The sequence below is a fragment of the Exiguobacterium sp. s130 genome (genome assembly GCF_018619055.1).
Lineage (GTDB): Bacteria > Bacillota > Bacilli > Exiguobacteriales > Exiguobacteriaceae > Exiguobacterium_A.
Genome location: NZ_JACSNI010000007.1, coordinates 64161 through 82707 on the forward strand (window position 1 = coordinate 64161; position 18547 = coordinate 82707).

General features: G+C 46.6%; 20 protein-coding genes. 9 read left to right on the forward strand and 11 right to left on the reverse strand.

Features of this window, described 5'->3' with window-relative positions; all coding sequences use genetic code 11:
- Positions 1–61 precede the first annotated feature (61 nt).
- Together HZS85_RS14630 and HZS85_RS14635 are read left to right on the forward strand one after the other, a co-directional pair.
- Positions 62–2194 carry a PAS domain-containing sensor histidine kinase gene (locus tag HZS85_RS14630; protein ID WP_214856671.1) on the forward strand — a complete coding sequence of 711 codons (2133 nt, stop codon included), beginning with the start codon at positions 62–64 and terminating at the stop codon, positions 2192–2194.
- The gene (locus HZS85_RS14635) at positions 2194–3258 is read left to right on the forward strand and encodes an SDR family oxidoreductase (protein WP_251138013.1); all 1065 of its coding nucleotides are present in this window, start codon (positions 2194–2196) and stop codon (positions 3256–3258) included. The genes HZS85_RS14630 and HZS85_RS14635 overlap by 1 nt, the downstream gene beginning before the upstream one ends.
- Before the next feature lie 51 nt (positions 3259–3309).
- Here HZS85_RS14635 and HZS85_RS14640 read toward each other — a convergent pair whose 3' ends face one another.
- On the reverse strand, positions 3310–4701 hold the full coding sequence (locus HZS85_RS14640) for a TrkH family potassium uptake protein (RefSeq protein ID WP_214856673.1): 1392 nt from the start codon (positions 4699–4701) through the stop codon (positions 3310–3312).
- A gap of 159 nt (positions 4702–4860) precedes the next feature.
- Between HZS85_RS14640 and HZS85_RS14645 the strand changes: the two genes are divergently transcribed.
- The 3 genes from HZS85_RS14645 (at position 4861) to HZS85_RS14655 (ending at position 6732) form a co-directional block, all read left to right on the forward strand.
- A complete protein-coding gene (locus HZS85_RS14645; RefSeq protein ID WP_214856674.1) occupies positions 4861–5100 on the forward strand; it encodes a hypothetical protein in 240 nt (79 codons plus the stop codon).
- A 98-nt stretch (positions 5101–5198) separates the two neighbouring features.
- Positions 5199–5984 carry a flagellar motor stator protein MotA gene (motA, locus tag HZS85_RS14650; protein WP_035412066.1) on the forward strand — a complete coding sequence of 262 codons (786 nt, stop codon included), beginning with the start codon at positions 5199–5201 and terminating at the stop codon, positions 5982–5984.
- Positions 5959–6732: a flagellar motor protein MotB gene (locus HZS85_RS14655; protein WP_035412064.1), complete on the forward strand. Its 774-nt coding sequence runs from the start codon at positions 5959–5961 to the stop codon at positions 6730–6732. Before motA ends, HZS85_RS14655 begins: the two co-directional genes overlap by 26 nt.
- 39 nt (positions 6733–6771) lie before the next feature.
- Here the strand turns inward: HZS85_RS14655 and HZS85_RS14660 are convergent, their stop codons facing one another.
- The 6 genes from HZS85_RS14660 to HZS85_RS14685 form a co-directional block, all read right to left on the reverse strand.
- Entirely contained in the window at positions 6772–7305 is a 534-nt protein-coding gene (locus HZS85_RS14660; RefSeq protein WP_056064864.1) for a DUF420 domain-containing protein, read from the reverse strand.
- A gap of 3 nt (positions 7306–7308) precedes the next feature.
- Positions 7309–8736 carry a dihydrolipoyl dehydrogenase family protein gene (locus HZS85_RS14665; RefSeq protein WP_035412058.1) on the reverse strand — a complete coding sequence of 476 codons (1428 nt, stop codon included), beginning with the start codon at positions 8734–8736 and terminating at the stop codon, positions 7309–7311.
- Entirely contained in the window at positions 8733–9110 is a 378-nt protein-coding gene (locus HZS85_RS14670) for a DUF1499 domain-containing protein (protein ID WP_056064860.1), read from the reverse strand. Before HZS85_RS14670 ends, HZS85_RS14665 begins: the two co-directional genes overlap by 4 nt.
- 93 nt (positions 9111–9203) lie before the next feature.
- Positions 9204–10589 carry a sensor histidine kinase gene (locus HZS85_RS14675; RefSeq protein ID WP_214856675.1) on the reverse strand — a complete coding sequence of 462 codons (1386 nt, stop codon included), beginning with the start codon at positions 10587–10589 and terminating at the stop codon, positions 9204–9206.
- Complete coding sequence (locus HZS85_RS14680) at positions 10586–11278, reverse strand: response regulator transcription factor (protein WP_035412051.1); 693 nt, start codon at positions 11276–11278, stop codon at positions 10586–10588. Before HZS85_RS14680 ends, HZS85_RS14675 begins: the two co-directional genes overlap by 4 nt.
- 20 nt (positions 11279–11298) lie before the next feature.
- Positions 11299–12504, reverse strand: a complete 1206-nt coding sequence (locus HZS85_RS14685; RefSeq protein ID WP_251138014.1) for a hypothetical protein — start codon at positions 12502–12504, stop codon at positions 11299–11301.
- 178 nt (positions 12505–12682) lie between these two features.
- On the opposite strand from HZS85_RS14685, the gene HZS85_RS14690 reads away from it, so the two are divergent.
- Positions 12683–13513 carry a Cof-type HAD-IIB family hydrolase gene (locus HZS85_RS14690; RefSeq protein ID WP_214856678.1) on the forward strand — a complete coding sequence of 277 codons (831 nt, stop codon included), beginning with the start codon at positions 12683–12685 and terminating at the stop codon, positions 13511–13513.
- A gap of 49 nt (positions 13514–13562) precedes the next feature.
- Here HZS85_RS14690 and ung read toward each other — a convergent pair whose 3' ends face one another.
- The gene (gene ung, locus HZS85_RS14695) at positions 13563–14222 is read right to left on the reverse strand and encodes a uracil-DNA glycosylase (RefSeq protein ID WP_197026245.1); all 660 of its coding nucleotides are present in this window, start codon (positions 14220–14222) and stop codon (positions 13563–13565) included.
- Between the two features lie 80 nt (positions 14223–14302).
- Here ung and HZS85_RS14700 point away from each other — a divergent pair, with 80 nt between their 5' ends.
- Complete coding sequence (locus HZS85_RS14700) at positions 14303–15028, forward strand: WecB/TagA/CpsF family glycosyltransferase (protein ID WP_214856679.1); 726 nt, start codon at positions 14303–14305, stop codon at positions 15026–15028.
- Positions 15029–15083: 55 nt separating this feature from the next.
- Here HZS85_RS14700 and HZS85_RS14705 read toward each other — a convergent pair whose 3' ends face one another.
- Positions 15084–15716, reverse strand: coding sequence for an NAD(P)H-dependent oxidoreductase (locus HZS85_RS14705; RefSeq protein ID WP_023469709.1), 633 nt, complete (start codon positions 15714–15716; stop codon positions 15084–15086).
- A 146-nt stretch (positions 15717–15862) separates the two neighbouring features.
- On the reverse strand, positions 15863–16321 hold the full coding sequence (locus HZS85_RS14710; protein ID WP_029342913.1) for a MarR family winged helix-turn-helix transcriptional regulator: 459 nt from the start codon (positions 16319–16321) through the stop codon (positions 15863–15865).
- Between the two features lie 171 nt (positions 16322–16492).
- On the opposite strand from HZS85_RS14710, the gene HZS85_RS14715 reads away from it, so the two are divergent.
- Together HZS85_RS14715 and HZS85_RS14720 are read left to right on the forward strand one after the other, a co-directional pair.
- Complete coding sequence (locus HZS85_RS14715; protein ID WP_035412036.1) at positions 16493–16753, forward strand: hypothetical protein; 261 nt, start codon at positions 16493–16495, stop codon at positions 16751–16753.
- 14 nt (positions 16754–16767) lie between these two features.
- Entirely contained in the window at positions 16768–17721 is a 954-nt protein-coding gene (locus HZS85_RS14720) for a LacI family DNA-binding transcriptional regulator (protein ID WP_214856680.1), read from the forward strand.
- 54 nt (positions 17722–17775) lie between these two features.
- Here the strand turns inward: HZS85_RS14720 and HZS85_RS14725 are convergent, their stop codons facing one another.
- Positions 17776–18429 (reverse strand): C40 family peptidase, encoded by a 654-nt coding sequence (locus HZS85_RS14725; protein ID WP_214856681.1) that lies wholly within the window; start codon positions 18427–18429, stop codon positions 17776–17778.
- Positions 18430–18547: the final 118 nt, after the last annotated feature.

An 18547-nucleotide genomic window follows, 5' to 3' on the forward strand; every position in this document is an offset into this window, starting at 1 on the left:
TAAACTAACGAGGAAAGACTGTCTTAAAATCCATGGTCGAAGACCAGTAAGGAGGTAGCTCATGGCAGAACATTCATCCCCTTCATCGCTACGGATCATCCATTCGACGTTACGTGCTATGAAAGAACCCGTACTTCTTGTCGATGCAGATGGAAAGATTCACTTTCATAATGACGCGTTTCAACACCAGTTCATGACCACTCCGGATAAAGAAACGATCCAGAAACTTTTTTCGATTACGGATGATTTGTTTCCGATCCAACAGGAAACCGTCATTTTGACGACACATCAGTTAACAGTCACAGCGATTGAAGAGACTGACTATTTTCTTGTCCATGTCGCTTCTCTTAAAATAGAAGACTTATTTGATTCAACTTTTGATGCTGCCTTATTCATCACAGATCCGGAGTTTCGGATTCGAGCATATAACGAGGTTGCCAGTACCTTATTCCGATTCGATCATGCCGAAGACATCATCGGTCTAAAACCGACGATTCTCCATGACGCAAAGGAAGTTGCTACCCGCCGTCAACATCTTGAACAACTGAACCTGAAAGATTTATCCGATGAACAACTCTTCTTACTCCATGGTCGGGAAGCGGAAAATGAATGGACCTATCATCGTCTGGATGGTTCGACGTTCCATGGACGGCTTTATATGACACGTCTGCCGAATGATACGTACTTTTTACTCATTCAGGACATCACGACACAAAAACAAATCGAATGGCACCTGACGAAAAGTGAACGCCGCTTCCGACTCTTCTCGGAGTCCGTCGTCGAAGCCGTCATTTTTCATGACCATGGCATCATCATCGATGCCAACCGCGCAGCAGAGGTCATCTTCCGGACGAAGCTTGAAAAGATGAAAGGAAAAACGACGCTTGAGTTGATTCATCCGGATCATCATGCGCGTGTCTTACAACGAATCGAAGAACATCGAGAAGAACCCTATGAAGTTCTTGGTCAACGTGCCGACGGAACTTCTGTCGAAATTGAAGTTTTCCCACGTGAAATCATCTACAACAATATCCGTATGCGCGTCGCCGTCGTTCGTGATATCACGGAACGAAAAAAAATCGAGAAAATGCTTGAACGTGAAAAAAATGCCATCATGCGTCAACGTGACATCACACAATCGATTCTTCAAGCCTCTAATGAAGGATTCCTGCTGACGGAAGAGGATGGAAGTTTCATCTTCATGAACGTCAAAGCACGCAAGTTACTTGATGTACCAGGGATTGCGCCAAGTAAAATCCAAGAACGGATCAGTCTGATTCCGAATCTCGATTTGAACACTCGATTCGAGATGCTCCGACAAGTAGAAGAATTACTCGCCGGAAAACATTCTGAACTATCGTTTCGTTTTACGTTACAGCGACCGAACGAATCGAGTCCACTTTATTTTGAATTTTATGCGACGGCGATCAAGAAGGAAAAGAGTCGTATTTCTCGTCATGGTTTCTTATTCGTTTTCCGTGACCGAACTGAGGAAGCAAAGATGGATCAAGTCAAGGATGAACTTGTCAGTACCGTATCGCATGAGTTACGGACGCCACTCTCATCGATCCTCGGGTATATGGAATTGCTTCGCTACCGAGAGCAACCAGCTGATAAAATCAAACGTTATGTCGAAATCGTTCACGAAGAGACCAAACGGCTGACGACACTATTAAATGAGTTTTTAGATATTCAGCGTCTAGAGGGTGGAAAACAGGAGTATACCTTTACCTCGTTCTCATTACGCGATCTCCTCACATCGACCGTCGATACCTATCGGGAAACCGTCGAACACCGGATTGAATTGGAACTACCGGAAGATCCCGTACTCGTTTTTGCGGATGAGCACAAAATCAAGCAAGTCATGTTGAACTTGCTTTCGAATGCTATTAAATACTCTCCACAGGCGGATCACATTCAAGTCCGTCTCTCAGCAAACGAAGAGAAAGCGACGTTCTCCGTGACCGATTACGGACTCGGTATTCCACAAAATGCATTCGACAAGCTCTTTACGAAATTTTACCGGGTCGATAACTCGGACATCCGGAAAATTGGTGGTACCGGACTCGGTCTTGCCATCTGTAAGGAAATCATCGAATCACACGGAGGAGCGATTTCAGTTGAATCAGAAATCAATGATGGTTCGACGTTCACCGTCGTTCTTGAACGCGATCCAAGAAAGGAATGGAATTGATGCGGACCTATTTCATGACGGGTTTTCCCGGCTTTTTAGCGACTAAACTAATTGAACAACTAGCACGAATTCCAAATCAAATCGCTTGTTTTCATGTGCTTCATTTATCGTCAGAACGAAACGCAGCTGTTAAGCGACGCGATGACCTTTTAGAACGCACATCTTTACGACCCGAGCAACTCGTGTTGCACGAAGGCGATATCACGGTCGAACAACTTGCTTTATCGTCTGATATACGGATGATCCTGCAACAAGAGGTCACACATATCTTTCATCTTGCTGCGCTATACGATTTAGCTACGGCATATGAACCTGCCTTTCGGATCAATGTCATCGGTACCGCGAACGTGACGCAGTTTGCCCACACGTGCCGTGCTTTAGAACGCTACATCTACTTCAGTACAGCGTATGTCTCCGGTCTGCGCTCCGGCACGATTCTCGAAGAGGAATTACAGGCAAGTCGCTTTAAAAATGCTTACGAAGAAACAAAATACCTTGCTGAAGTGCGCTTACGCAAAGAACTCGGAACGATTCCCTATACAATCATCCGCCCCGGCATCGTCGTCGGACATTCTGAAACAGGTGAAACACCGAAATGGGATGGTGTTTATTTTGTTTTGAACGCGATGCGTTTCCTGCAATCCTTTGCTCCTCTTCCGTATCCTGGTCGAGCAAACGCGCTCGTCAATCTCGTGCCATATGATTATGTCATTGAAGCGACTGCTTATCTCAGTCATGCACCCGTCGGAAAAAATAAGACATATCATCTGACGGATCCATTTCCACATGGCGCACGCGCGATTTTCGAGATGTTACATGTCGCCTATTATGGACGTTACCCGCGTGGTATCGTACCATTTCGGCTCATCAGTACAGCGTTGACACCCACCGTCGCAAAACGACTCCAGATGCAACGTCAGACACTCGATTATTTCATCCATCCCGTTCAATACGATACAACACAGGTCTTACGTGATTTACGAGATACCGGAATCATTTGTCCGGACCTAACAGAAACGATGCCTCGGCTCGTCCATTATTACCAAACACACGCGACACACTAAAAAAGTCCAATCGTTCTTCCTCAAGGGAAGTCGATTGGACTTTTTCATCGGTTACCCGATCAACATATTCTCTTTTGGATAACGAATCGTTCGATCTCGTTGCGTCGCGAACGTGAACAGAATCGTTAAGGAGCCGACACGTCCGAGTAACATCATGAACATGATCAAAAACTTCCCAAAGCTGTTTAACTCTGGTGTCACATTCAATGATAGACCGACCGTCCCGAATGCGGAGACGGTCTCAAAGAATAAACCAATAAAGGAAATGTTCGGCTGGGTCAACGCCAGGAACGTCGTAATTAAAGCAATGAACAGTAAACTGAAGACAGCAATCGCGTACGCTTTTTGGATTGCCTGTGCTTGCACCGTCCGTCGCATCAGCACGGTCTCACGCTGTCCGCGTAGATACGTCCAGACATTCTTTAAGATAACTGCCGCCGTCGTGACCTTGATCCCGGAGCCTGTCGACGCGGAACCTGCTCCGATGTACATCAAGACCATCATCAAGCCGATCGAGAGCGGCACCATCGTCGTTAAGTCGATTGTCTGGAAACCAGCCGTCCGTGTCGTGACGACTTGGAAGAATACGATATGAAGTGCATGAAAGAACGACTCGTCGCGTAATGAACCTAAGTGAGACACCCATTCATAGAGCATCATCGCTAAGACACCCAGTCCATTGATGACGAATAACGACAGCACCATCAATTTCGAGTGCAGAGAGATTTTTTTGAAGCTTCGTTTTCCCGCGATGTCAGCAATGACCGTAAAGCCTAATCCACCAATCATCAAGAGCGCCGCAATCGTCAGGATGAACGTCGTATCTTGTTGGAAACCAATCAAGTTATCGCCCCAAAGTGCGAACCCTGCATTGTTAAAGGCAGATACGGCGTGGAACAAACCGTAGTAAAGTGCTTTCCCAAAGCTATATTTGTATTGAATGAACAAATCGAGCGCAATCAAGAACATACCAACGATTTCGACAAGGACTGTCGTGACGATGATATTTCGAACAAGACGAATCGTTCCCCCTGGGCTATCGAGGTTGAACATCTCTTGGATGATGATGCGCTGACGAATTCCGATTTTTCGCCCTGTCACGCTCAGTAAGACGAGCGCAATCGTCATGAAGCCGAGCCCTCCTACCTGAATCAAGAGCATCATGATAAGTTGCCCGAACAGATTAAAGGCTTCCGCGATATTAATCGTCGAGAGACCGGTAACGGTTCCGGCAGAAGTCGCGACGAACAAACAATCGATGAAGGAGATATCTTGCCCCTCCTGTTGCGAAATAGGCAACCACAACAAAAAACCACCTAGCAAAATCGTCAATGTGAAACCCGTCGCGATGAAGCGTGCCGGTTTATCGAACAACTGATGATACATCAATTCACCCACACGACCAAAACGTGCCAGTGGTGAACGTCTTTTATGCGAGAACATCTTACTCCCCCTAGATTTTTTCAGACAGAATTGTCTTTATCATACTCCCTCGAATTAAGAAGTTCTATCGAAATATGCAATCGACTAAACGTTTTCTTATTTTTTTGGTAAACTAGATAAAAGTGGACGTGTAATCATTAAAGGAGGTTGAGGGAAACAGTGGACCCTAAGATGGCTGATCATTCGATTGAGGATGTCTGGCGAAGGCTGGAACGGCAATCACAATGGATGCCTGCGCAATTGTATTATCAATTTGAGGAACTCTTGTCACTACATTTGGAGCAACCGATTCTAAATGAATTGTATCAAGTGTTAAAAAAATACGACGTACTGACCGATATAGAGCGTGACGAACGAAACGAAAGCATTCAAATGCTAATCGATGAAAACGGCGCTTGATTCTCGGTTTTTGGATTTCCGAGCAGAAGAAGTGTCTTCTGCTCTTTTATTTTTCGTTCTTATACGCATTACATACAGAAAGGTGGCACACATCAATCATGGATATCGTGTCGATAATCGGGATCATACTAGGTCTTATCACATTGATCGGAGGAATGATCTTAAAAGGTGCGCCTCCAGTCGCCCTACTTAACCCTGCAGCCCTCGTCATCATCTTCGTCGGGACAGCCGCTGCCATCATGATTTCCTTCCCGAAGGAACGCCTAAAGGTACTACCGGCACTGTTTAAAGTCATCTTTTTCGAACAAAAATTAATGACGAAACAAGTCTTACTCGGACAGTTTCTGACACTTTCGACGCAAGCACGGAAAGAAGGACTGCTGTCATTAGAAGCAGCTTTAGAAGAAGTCGACAATGCGTTCATGAAGCGTGGTGTCATGATGGTCATCGATGGGCAGCCATCTGAATATGTCGAGGACGTCATGACGCGCGACCTCGAAAACATGACGGAACGGCATCATGCCAATGCAAACATCTTCACGCAAGCTGGAACTTACGCTCCGACCCTTGGGGTTCTCGGTGCCGTCGTCGGTCTTGTTGCCGCTTTATCCGATCTGTCGGATATTGAAAAATTAGGTCATGCGATCTCAGGTGCCTTCATCGCGACGCTGTTCGGGATTTTCACCGGGTATGTCCTTTGGTTCCCGTTCGCAACGAAACTGAAGCAAAAATCAGCGAGCGAGATTCAACTGTACGAGATGATGATCGAAGGCATTCTGTCGATCCAAAACGGTGAATCACCAAAAAACTTAGAAGATAAGCTACTCGTGTACCTGACACCGAAGGAGCGTGCGAACTATGAAGCGGAAAAAGAAGCCGCATGACGAACATATCTCCGAAGGCTGGTTGATTCCCTACGCCGACTTATTGACCTTACTTCTAGCACTCTTCATCGTTCTTTTTGCTTCGAGTAATGTCGATGCCGTCAAGCTAAAAGCGATGTCCCAGTCGTTTAGCTCCGTCTTCAATGGTGGTTCAGGGATGATTACGAACAGCTCGCTCTCCACTCAAGAAGAAGAGGATTCGAAAAAACTCGACGCGCGAACGAAGGCACAAAGCTATGAAATCGCAGAACTCGAGAAGATTAAAGACGAAGCAAACAAATATATCAAAAATGAACAGCTCGAAAAAGACATCAAGGTGGAAATTACAAATGAAGGACTTGTCTTCACGATTCGTGACCGAGCCCTCTTCTCGCCAGCTCAAGCAGAAGTAAGAGGACGCTCGCTTCAAATCGCAGAAGGCATGAGTGCACTACTCGTCAAGGCAGGACAACGTCAGATTCAAGTCTCCGGTCATACGGATAATATCCCAATCAATACGGCACAGTATCCATCAAACTGGGAACTCAGTGCAGACCGGGCGATCAGTTTCATGCGTGCCTTACAACGCAATCCAAAGCTCGAACCAAAACGGTTTACTGTCAGCGGTTACGGAGAGTTCCAACCGATTGCGTCCAATCAAACAGAAGCCGGTCGTAGTCAGAATCGACGTGTCGAGGTATTGATTCGACCATTGATCGACTTAAAAGCAAACGTACTCGACGAAACGAAAGTTAAGTCCGGCACGTAAAAAAAGATCCTTCGTGGTTGGTTACCACGAAGGACCTTTTCAATAATACGGACGAATCATGATATAGACGATGACGCCAGTGAAGCTGACGTATAACCAAAGCGGCATCGTAAAGCGTGTCCATTTTTTATGCTTCTCGAAATTTTGATTCACAGCATGCGCGAGTGACATCAAGACGAGCGGGACGATGACTGCAGCTAGAATGATGTGCGTAATCAAGATGAAGAAATAGATCGGACGAACAAATCCTTCTCCACCGAACTTCGTCGATTCACTGACTGCATGGTACGTGACGTATGAAATCAAGAATAGCGTTGTCGTCGTCATCGCACCACCAATGAAGCGGCGATGATTCACACGGTTACCGCGACGAATCGAAATCCATGCCCCGAGCAACAGCATGAAGGTAAAACTATTAAAGATGGCGTTCAAAAAAGGAAGTAACGTCCAATCGAATCCTGAGTCGACTTGTACAGGTGGCGCAAAAAATAAGAGAGCCACGAGTAGGTTGATGACAAGAGTCAACAGGATGACGAGTGGGACAAAATTCCGTTTAGTAGCAGGTTGTTGCATGAATCATTCTCCTTGTTTCCAGTCGAAATAACGTTTCAACCATTTTGGGATCGGACCAGCGAATAAACGCTCACGCCAGTAGACATCAGCAGCACGCTGAACGGCAGCACCACGAATCGGATACGGATGCACGACACGTGACAGTTGACCGACCTTATCTTTACGTGCCATTGCATAGACGACTTCTTGCATCCACTCGCCGGCTTGTTCTCCGATCGCATGTGCCCCGATCAGTTTCCCGCGTTTATCGGCGATGAGCTTGACGCGCCCTTCCGTCTGACCATTGATGACGAAACGATCCACTTCATCGAGACCCGTCTGGTAGACTTTGATGTCACCGTGTTTCTTACGTGCTTCTTCTTCTGTCAAACCGAGATGGAACAATTCAGGCGTTGTGAATGTTACCCACGGGACCGCTCGATAATCAGGTTTCGTCCGTAAACCGAACAAAGCATTTGTGACGACGGTTTTTCCTTCTAGTCCTGCGACGTGCGTAAACGGTAAGGAATCAATCGTATCTCCGACGGCAAAGATATGCCGCTGACTTGTCCGGAGCGAACCGTCGACTTGAACGAATCCTTTTTCGACATGAACACCAGCCCGATCAAGACGTAACGCCTCGATGCGTGGCTTACGACCGACCGCGACAAGAACGGCATCCGTTTCGATGACACGTGATTCCCCATTTGCTTCGACCGTCACTTCGATGCCTCCAGCTGACTTGCGGACATGCGTGACCTTCGTATCGAGATGCAACGTCAATTCTTGCTCGAGCTGACGTTGAATGACTTCGACCATGTCACGATCTTCTTTTCCGAGCAGCGTCTTCATGCCCTCGATAACTGTGACTTCCGTTCCGAGGTGCGCGTAAGCTTGCGACAGCTCAAGACCGATCGCCCCACCACCAATAACGAGCAGCCGCTCAGGACGCTCTGTTAATTCAAAGATCGTCTCGTTCGTTAAATAATCGATCGTATCTAGCCCATCAATCGGTGGAATGATCGGTTGGGATCCTGTTGAGATCGCAAACTTTTCACCAACGACAAGCTGTCCCGCTACTTCGACTTCATGTGCACTAAGGAATGTCGCTTCTCCGATATAGACATCGACACCAAGATCTTCAAATCGTTTCGTTCCATCATGGGATTGAATGATGTTACGCGCACGATCAACGCTTGCTTTCGTTTTAGAATAGACCGCGTCTCCGTTCAGCGTCACGTTGTATTTTTCAGCCGTCCGCTTCATGACGTGCACGTCGTGTGCGGCTTCAATCAAAGCCTTTGAAGGAACACAACCATAATGGAGACAATCTCCACCTAGATGTGCATGACGTTCAATCAGGGCAACATGTGCACCAAGACTTGCTGCACCGGCAGCAATCGTCATTCCGGCTGCACCACCACCGATGACAACTAATTGATAGGTCTTCATCGCAAACCCTCCTCATACCGACGTGTGATGTCTTCCATCCGTTTACGGTTGACGCCCCAGTCAGAGTATCCGACACGTGATGCCGAACGGAAATGAATCACTTGTGCGGCTTCATCGAAGTAAAATTCGACGTCATCCTTGAAGCGAAAGACTTTACTCGTGAAGATGGCATGGATGTATGTTCCTTCCTCCTTAACGATTTTGACTCGGTCGAGGCTTTGTAGAATACGTAAGAGGTGGAACTTCGAATCCGCAAGCGTTCCTTTGAACGGGAGCGGACGCATTTTCATATCCTGTAGATCGGTTTGAGTAGATACCGCATTCGGTTTTCCGGAGAGCGGTTGAAGCGTACCATTTGAAACACCAAGTGCCATGACTGATTCCTCCGTTTCCTATCATTTGATCCATTTCGTACTATAATCCACTTTACTTTACCAGTTTCTGTTTCACTCTGCCTGTCTGAGTGTTTACGCTTTCGTGACAGGGAGCAGAATCGTCGCGATGACGCCGCCTTCTGGCTGATTGTCGATGAATAGCTTGCCTTCATGTGCTTCAACAAGCTCTCGACAAATCGATAGCCCGAGTCCCGTTCCGCCCTTTCCTTTTTGCACTTGATAAAACTTTTCCGTGACATGACGTAGGTGTTCTTTCGGAATACCAGGTCCTTCGTCACTGAAAGAAAGGAATAACACACGCTCGGAACGAACGAGTCGAACCGTAATCGCTCCTCCAATTGGTGAAAAACGGATTGCATTATCAAGCAGGTTCAAGAAGACTTGTTTCAATCGGTTTTCGTCGTATAGACCAATGACTTGCGCCGGTAACTTTTGCACGATCTGAACATTTTTCTCTTCCAGCTTTTGACGTAGTTGCGCTGCGACGGTCTCGATGATTTCCGTTAAGTTGACTTCCTGACGGTATAGGACGAGACGACTCGTCTCGAGTTTTGAGAAATCGAGTAACTGTTCAACGAGCGAAATCAAACGCTCCGTCTCTGAATGAATGATGCCCATCCCAAGCGACGCCTCTTCCGGCAACTGATCCTGTTCGACGAGTAACGTCTCACTCCAGCCTTTGATCGATGTCAACGGTGTCCGTAACTCGTGGGAGATACCCGAAATGAATTCATCTTTCAATGTTTCCTGTTGTTTGATCTGTTGCCCCATATAATTGATCGTCCGTGCTAGTTCTCCAAGTTCGAACGAATACTCCTCGTTCACCTTAACGTCGTAATGTTGTTTCGCGATTTGGTCCGACGCACCGATGACCTCTTGGATAGGTCGAACGATCGAAGACACCAGACGTGAGGAATAAATGAAGGCAAGTCCCCAAACTACTGTACCCAAGAGGACGATTGCTAAACAAATTTCAATCACACGTCGGTTGATTCGTTCAAGCGATGTCGTATAACGGAGCGCTCCCGTCGTCTGACCGAATGACACGACAGGTTCCGTCACTTCCAGCAAATGCTCTCCCGTCGCCTCATCGTCATATCGTTTCGTGACGGTTTGACCCGCTCTTACTTGATTGACTGCCTCTCGCGTCAATTTACGTTGCGAAATGAACCCTGTCGAGGAATAACGCGGAATGCCTGTCGCATCCAACACTTCGATTTCTGCATCTGGATAGGCATAAGAATCGAGTACATCATGAATCGTCGCTTCTGAATCCGTGTAATCATAAGCGAGACCACTATTTGCAAACAACACCGCACTCGCATTCGCATGACGTTTCAAGACATCCGTCGCCGTCACGTAATAATAGTTATAGGTCACGAATGAGAGAATCCCGATGACAAGTAGGACCGTCACCGTGATGATCGTCATGAATCGAATCAATATCTGGCGCTTCATTCTTCGTTACGCCACTTGTATCCATGTCCCCACAGTGTCTCGATGAACTTCGGTTCCGCTGGATTTTCTTCGATTTTTTGACGAAGACGGCGAATGTTGACATCGACTGTCTTTCGATCGCCGAAATAGTTCTCGCCCCATACCGCATCGAGTAGTTCATCTCGCGACATGACTTGATCCTCATTTTTAATGAAATGACAAAGTAAATCATATTCAGTCGGCGTCACTTCGACGTCAATGCCGTCTTTTTGGACACGCTTCGCTCCTAAATCAATTCGGAACGGTCCAGAAACAAGTTCACGCGGCTGTTTTCTGCGGCGTAATGTCTCTACCCGTCGCAGGAGCGACTGGATACGTGCGAGTAATTCTGCTGGACTGAACGGCTTCGCGATGTAGTCATCCGCCCCTACGCTTAGTCCCATGACTTTATCTTCTTCTCGCGTCCGTGCCGTCAGCATGATGATCCCGACCACTTCATCCTTCGCCCGCGCCTGTTCACAGACAGCGAAACCATCGACTTCCGGCATCATGATATCCAGTAACAGAATATCAAAGGTTTGTTGATCAAATTGCGCGAGTGCCTCTTTTCCGTTTTCTGCTTCAATGACGTCATAGCCTGCCCGTTTCAAATTGATGACGATGAAACTGCGAATCGCGTGTTCATCCTCGGCTACTAGTATTTTGGTCATTCTTTTCTCCCCCTGATTCTTTATTCCACGAGTGTGACACGATTGACGAACATTTCATAATCCTTCGTCGCATCGATCACATAGACATAGTCGATGCCCTCTTTAATTTTTCGTTTTTGGTCACTAGCAATGTATTGATTCTTTGGAATGATCTCTAATTCAAAATCAACCTGCTTCGTATCCCGATTGATGAAACGAACGCGATTTTCACGTTTTTCGATCGTTTCCCGTGTCGCCCAATTGGCCGGGAAACGCATAACGAAATTGTATTCCTGATCAATGTACTGCTCTTCCCGTAGTTCGAATCCACTCTCAAGAAATGGCGGATTGTCCGATCCATTCCATGTGTAGTACGCGGTAATACGTGGTTTCGGCTCACCTTCACGCCCTTCACTACCGCCCGGCGTATATTGATGACCGAACTCGACGATTCCGTCTTGATCGACATCCTTCGGAAACGTATACATTGGTTCAACGATCTCATCGACTTGACCGAAGCGCACTTGTTCCAACGTATCGTTCGCTAAACGGAATAATGCGATGTGCATCTTAGCATCACGTGTATAAGAGACAATCAAGCCTTTATTGCGCGCAGCATTGATCGTATCGACTTCAAATAAATCATGTTCTGCGAATAAATCGCCATCTTTTGTCGCTAGCGTCGTCTCTTGACGCTTTTCCGACAAGATATCCTTATAATAGATCAAACGAGATGGACTTCCCTTTTGTAGAAGCACCATATCTCGCTCGCGATCTTGATTCAAATCATTCACCGACAGGCGGTCATACCGATCCACCTTCGTGACATCTCGTTGCTTCGACAACAGCTGTTCAATGATATATAACGTGTTTTCACCATAACTGGTAATCCCGATGACTAAATGGTTTTGTTTATGTTGCGCGTCAGATACGACTTCGAGTCGATCGATGGCTCGCCCATCAGCAACTGTCTGCCGTGTCACAAGTCGCCATTTTTCACCTTGTCGTTCATGAACGAGAAGATGAATCGTGAAACGTCCATCCTGCTCACTACGGTAGAAGGTGATCGCCTCATCCTTACCGTTTCGATCTAAATCAACGAGTTCGTATAGACGGGATACTGCTTGATTTCGTGGCGCCACGATTTCTGCCTGTTTCGGCAAATCGCGGTCAATCCGCTCTTTCAACGACTGCTCCCATGCCGGAAGGGACGGATGTTCGAGTAGAGAGGCGGGATGCGGAAACATCGTACTGCATCCTGCTAATAATAGACTTGATATGATCATGAAGAGATATTTCATAAAGTTGGAATCCTTTCCGTACGGGCTCTGTTTCCACTTTATCATACTCTCTCAATGGAGAGTATATTGTCGAATGGGACACAAGTTGTTACGATATACAGATAATTGAAAGGGGTTTGAATGTATGACGTACAAAATGATTGTTCTCGATTTAGATGATACCTTGTTGACAAGGGATCATACGATTTCACCACGTACGAAAGAAGCCTTACTTGCTGCGCAACGTCGCGGGAAGAAAGTCGTTCTTGCAAGCGGTCGTCCGACATATGCGATGCTTGATCTTGCAGAAGAACTAGAACTCGCACGATACGGAAGCTACATCCTGAGCTTCAACGGAGCTTCGATCATCGATTGCAAAACGAACGAATCACTTTTCCTCAGTACCCTCTCTCCGGAGACGGTCCATCGTCTTTATGATGTAAGTAAACGTGAGGATGTCTACATTCACACGTATGTCGGACATGAGATTCTGACAGAACAACCGAACGAGTATACGACACTCGAAGGACAATTGACTGGTATGGACGTCATTCCCGTCGCTGATTTTAAAACAGCGATTCAAACACCTGTCGTCAAGTGTTTAATGATGGCAGAAGAGACACACCTCGCGCGGGTCGAGCAGACGCTTCAACAAGAGCTTGCAGGGGAACTCGCGGTTGCTCGCTCAAAGCCATTTTTCCTTGAATTCACGGAAGACGGTGTCACAAAAGGCACAAGCCTTGCCTTACTGTCTGAGAAGCTTGGTATCGCTCAGGAAGAAGTCATTGCTTGTGGAGACGGCAACAACGATCTATCGATGATCGAATGGGCAGGTCTTGGCGTCGCGATGGCGAATGCAGCCGATACCGTTAAAGAAAAAGCCCAGTATATGACCGCTTCGAATGATGAAGATGGTGTCGCCCTCGTCGTCGAAAAGTTCATGATGGATGAAGAACCGACTATCTCAAGTCACTGAGTAAATCAAAAGCGTGTGTTCCGCATTCAACGGAACACACGCTTTTGATTTACGATAAACACCAGTCAATTGGCTCTCTTCCCTGCTCTTTCAGCCAAGCATTCGTTTGCGAATAAGGTTTGCTACCGAAAAATCCTCGGCTCGCTGATAAGGGACTTGGATGAACGGCTTCGAGAACAAGATGACGATTCGTATCAATCAGCACCTTTTTACTCTTCGCGTGATTTCCCCATAGGATGAACACGATCGGTTGTGTCTGTGTTCCTAGGACTTCAATGACCCGATCCGTGAATGATGCCCAGCCTTTTTTAGCATGCGATCCCGCTTTTCCTTCTTCAACCGTGAGCGACGTATTCAGTAAAAAGACACCTTGTCGTGACCAAGCTTCGAGATTTCCGGATGTCGGAGCCGGACAACCGATATCCGCGACGAGTTCCTTATACATGTTTCGAAGGGACGGCGGGATCGGAACTCCGTCATGGACAGAAAAGCTGAGTCCGTTCGCTTGTCGTGGACCATGGTAGGGATCTTGTCCTAAAATGACGCACCGGACGTCTTCCGGTGCGACCGCATCAAACGCATGAAAGATCCGCTCTTTCGGAGGATAGACGGTCGTCGTTTGATAGGCTTCCTTCAAAAAAGCCCACAGCTCCTGAAAATAAGGTTTTTCCTTTTCTTCTTTTAACACCGTTTGCCAAGATGGATGCACGTGGATCCGCTCCTTTTTCAGTCTCAAGTCGCTGTTCGTACGTCTTGATTCTGCTATGATGGATGATGAGGTGGGAAACTATGATTCAGACAAAACAATTATTTGGACTACCATTCGTCGATGCGACACCTTCGCAATGGTATACCCATATTAAAACAATCTTACACGACCGCGGAAAAGCCTTTCTTGTCACGGCGAATCCTGAGCTCGTGTTGCGTGCATTGCGCGAACCTTCTTACGAAGCCATTTTGCGGCAGGCGACGTTTATCACACCAGATGGTATTGGTGTGACCGCTGCCAGTAAACGAATGGGAGCGCCCCTCACTGCGACATTGCCAGGGATCGAGACGGCACGTGAACTATTGCGGACGGCAGATGCACTGAAGAAGCGTGTCTTTTTGCTTGGTGGACGCCCGGAAGTTATGAAATCGTTGATCCATCAGTTATCGATTCGTTTTCCGAACATCCGCTTCGTCGGTACGTTTCACGGTTTTGGAAAGACAGAGGAAGCAACGCGAGCGATCGCAGAAGTACAAGCTGATCTTATCCTCGTCGCACTCGGTGCGCCAAAACAGGAGGAATGGATCGCTTCTGTTTATGATCAAGTCGATCACGGCATCTTCATCGGTGTCGGTGGTGCATTCGATGTCTGGTCCGGACATAGTAAGCGTGCTCCAAAATTATTCCGTCGCCTCAAGCTAGAGTGGCTCTATCGTATCTCGACGCATCCCCGCGGCTTTGAGAAATTAAAAGATTTGTTGCTCTTCCTGACGCTTGTGCTTCGCAAAAAATCAACGCTCTCTTAACTCAATACAAATACAAAAAGGCTCCCGACACGGCGGGAGCCTTTTTACGCTTATCTTATGCGTTGACAGTCGAGAATGAACGACCGAGTTCTTTCGCTTTTGCGATTGCTGCTTCTTTGATTTCTTCTGCTTTTTCTGGGTTCATCGCCATACCTTCGATGAAGAGGGCATCGTAGTCTGTTACACCAGTGAAAGCAAGTGCTTGACGGAGGTAGTCATCACCGAAGTTAAGACCAGATCCTGTGTACACGCCACCTGTCGCTTGGATGTGGAGTGCTTTTTTGCCTTCCATCAAACCTTTAGGACCTTCTGCAGTGTAAGCGAATGTTTTACCTGCAAGAAGTACGCTGTCGATGTACATTTTGAGACGTGCTGGGAAAGAGAAGTTCCACATTGGTGTGACGAAGACATACTCATCTGCTTCCATGTATTGTTCGAGATGTTTTGTCATCGTACCAACTTTTGCGATCTCCACTTCTGTTAATTCTTCGCCTGTTGCGAATTTGCCCCATGCGCTTAACACGTCTGTGTCGATTTCTTGGACTGTTTCGTTATATAGGTCAAGAACTTCTACTTCAGCTGAAGGATTCGCTGCTTTGTAGCTTTCGAGGAATGCTTCACCGACTTGAAGGCTGAAAGAGTGTTCTGTAGCTTTCGGGTTAACAGTTACATAAAGTAATTTAGTCATTATTATTTCTCCCTTTTATTTAAAGTAAATTCTGTAACTAAACATACCAACCACCTTTTCGTTTGTCAATTAGTTTGACTTCCAAACGAACAAAAAAAAGCTCAAGTCTATGACTCGAGCTTTCTTGATCTTATGAGTGCTAATCCTTATACATTTTCGAGCGGCGTGTAATGTTCGGCTCGTAAACCGATTCGTTTCAATTGATCAATCAACTGTTCCTTTTCAGAAACCGACAAATCCTTGAACAAGTCTGCTAAAAAAGCTTCGTGTTTCGGGAATGTTTCTTCCATCAGTTCGCGTCCAGCTTCCGTTAGAGTTCCAAACGTGACACGACGATCCGTCGCACATGATTTTCGCGCAATCAATCCACGCTTTTCGAGTTTATCGACGACATACGTCACACTGCCGCTCGTTAACAGAATTTTATCGCCAATCTGTTGTAAAGGCGTATCCCCTTTGTGGTAAAGCAATTCAAGAACTCCGAATTCCGATAAATTCAACTGATGTGTTTTGATGTCTGCCTTCACTTGCTCCGTCACCGCATGCATCGTCCGAGATAGAACAACGAGCATTTTTAATGCCAGCTTCGAGTCTGTCGATTCCATTTTACGTTCGCCCCTCTTTGTGTTGTATCGTCACAATCATAGACTTCTTTGTCTACTCGGTCAATTCTTGCTGAATTTTCTCAATCAATCCGTTGCTCAAAAATAGTTCTTGCCGTGAAACGCGTTTCATAGCCTATCGTCTTGATATACACTAAAAAGGAGGTAATCATCATGTCGATCCATACTCGGTTAACCCAGCTATTCAAGCGGAATGTTGCTTTTGAATGGGCGATTGAACAATTGCACACACCAGCAGGCTATTATTTGTGTCAACACACGTTGGTTGATCAATATCCTGATTTATCTCCTCAAGAAAAAACACGACTGCTCTCAAAAATCAATGAATTGGCTGAACAGACATCTCCATTCTCGGCTCCCGTCTCGCGACAGGATTGGCGCCGACTTGAACAACGATTATCTCGCCAGACCTAAAGGAGGGATGCGCGATGACGAACATCCGAGACTTGGCACGTGAAGCAAACGTGTCCGTCACGACAGTCTCACGTGTACTAAATGATCACCCTTACGTTGCTAACGAGAAGCGACAAGCTGTCCGAGAAGCGATAGTAAAACTTGGCTATATCCGTAATCAAACCGCTGTCCATCTTTCGACGGGCATGACGAAGACGGTCGGTGTCATGCTCCCATTCGTTGATCATCCATATCACGCCGCCATTCTCCAAGGCATCGCACAAGCTGCCTTTGACGCCAGTTATCGTTTCTTGACGTGGCAAACGAATTATGTGGAAACGCATGAGCAACTCGCTCTTGATGCGCTAGCGCAACAGGAGATCGACGCACTCATCGTCGTGTCGCACAGCCTTCCGTTATCAGCGATTTTATCGTATGAACGTTATGGACCGATTGTCTTTTGTGAACACCACGAAGACGTCGCTGCTGTCTATATCGATCACTATACGGCCTTTCAACAGGGACTTGCACATCTTCGTCAACAAGGACATACAAGTATCGGCATCTGTCTTGGGCGACCTGACAGCACAAATAGCTTGGCGCGTAAACATGCATATCAAGAGGTCGTACGTGACGAGTTCGTCTACGAACAGACCTTAACGATCGAAGATGGTGCGACCGTCGCAAGGCGCTGGATGCAACAAAAACAACGTCCGACCGCCATCTTGACTGCCAGTGATCACGTGGCGGCAGGTCTGATCTTGGAACTACGAAAACAAGGCTATCAGGTCCCGGGAGATCTCTCTGTCATTGGCTTTGATGGAAGTGAACTCGCTGAAGTCTTAGCGATGACGACGATCGCGATTCCATATGCTACGATCGGACAACATGCTTTTCAATTGACCGTCCGCGAAGATCTCGTTGCTCGTCCACAAATTGAAGTGCCCTCGGCGTTCATTGCTGGAACGACCGTTCTTCCTTATACCTGAATCCATATAAAAAAGCGACGAGTTCACCGATTTGAATTCGCCGCTTCATTTCGTTTAAAGTGCCCCTGCTGCTACATACCGTGATCCCCAGTAACCGCCACGGAACGATTCTTTGACGACTCTTCCATAATACGAGTTCGCATTGATCATCGTACCACCATCGACAGCGATTCCCACGTGTTGAATCCCACTTCCATGTGTAAAGAAGACGAGATCACCAGCGCCTGGTGCCGTACGTTTTGTTGCTGAGTATTGAGCCGCTGCCGTACGTGGGAGTGATTTTCCTAGTGCTTGATAAACGTAACGCGTAAATCCTGAGCAATCAAAGCTAACAGGACCTGTCGCACCAAAAACATAAGGACGTCCTTTAAGACCTTCTGCTACCGAAACGATCGTTGATCCTGTTTTACTAAGACCTTTCGTCGCTTTAGCGTTATATGCTTTCGTATATGTAGAGGCGATGTATGCTGATTTCCCCTGATGACGGATTTGATACCATTCTTTGAGTTGACCTACGACGGTTACAGCTTGTCCAAGTTTCAATTGCCCGACTCGCTTACTCGATACAGCAGCTTTTGCACGAATATTCAACACATCCACTGATACTACTACTTTTTTACTTGTTGCAGCTTGCGTTGATGCTGGGACGAGTGTCCAACTACTGATAAGTAACGTTAAGGTTAACAAAACACGAGTGACAGCTTTCATCGATTCATTCTCCTCTTATGTATGAATGTATTGTACGTCTGAATTGTCAGATAATTTCTGTATTTATCCTATCATGTTCCAGATTTTCATCATGTTACAGTTATTTAACGCGAATTCT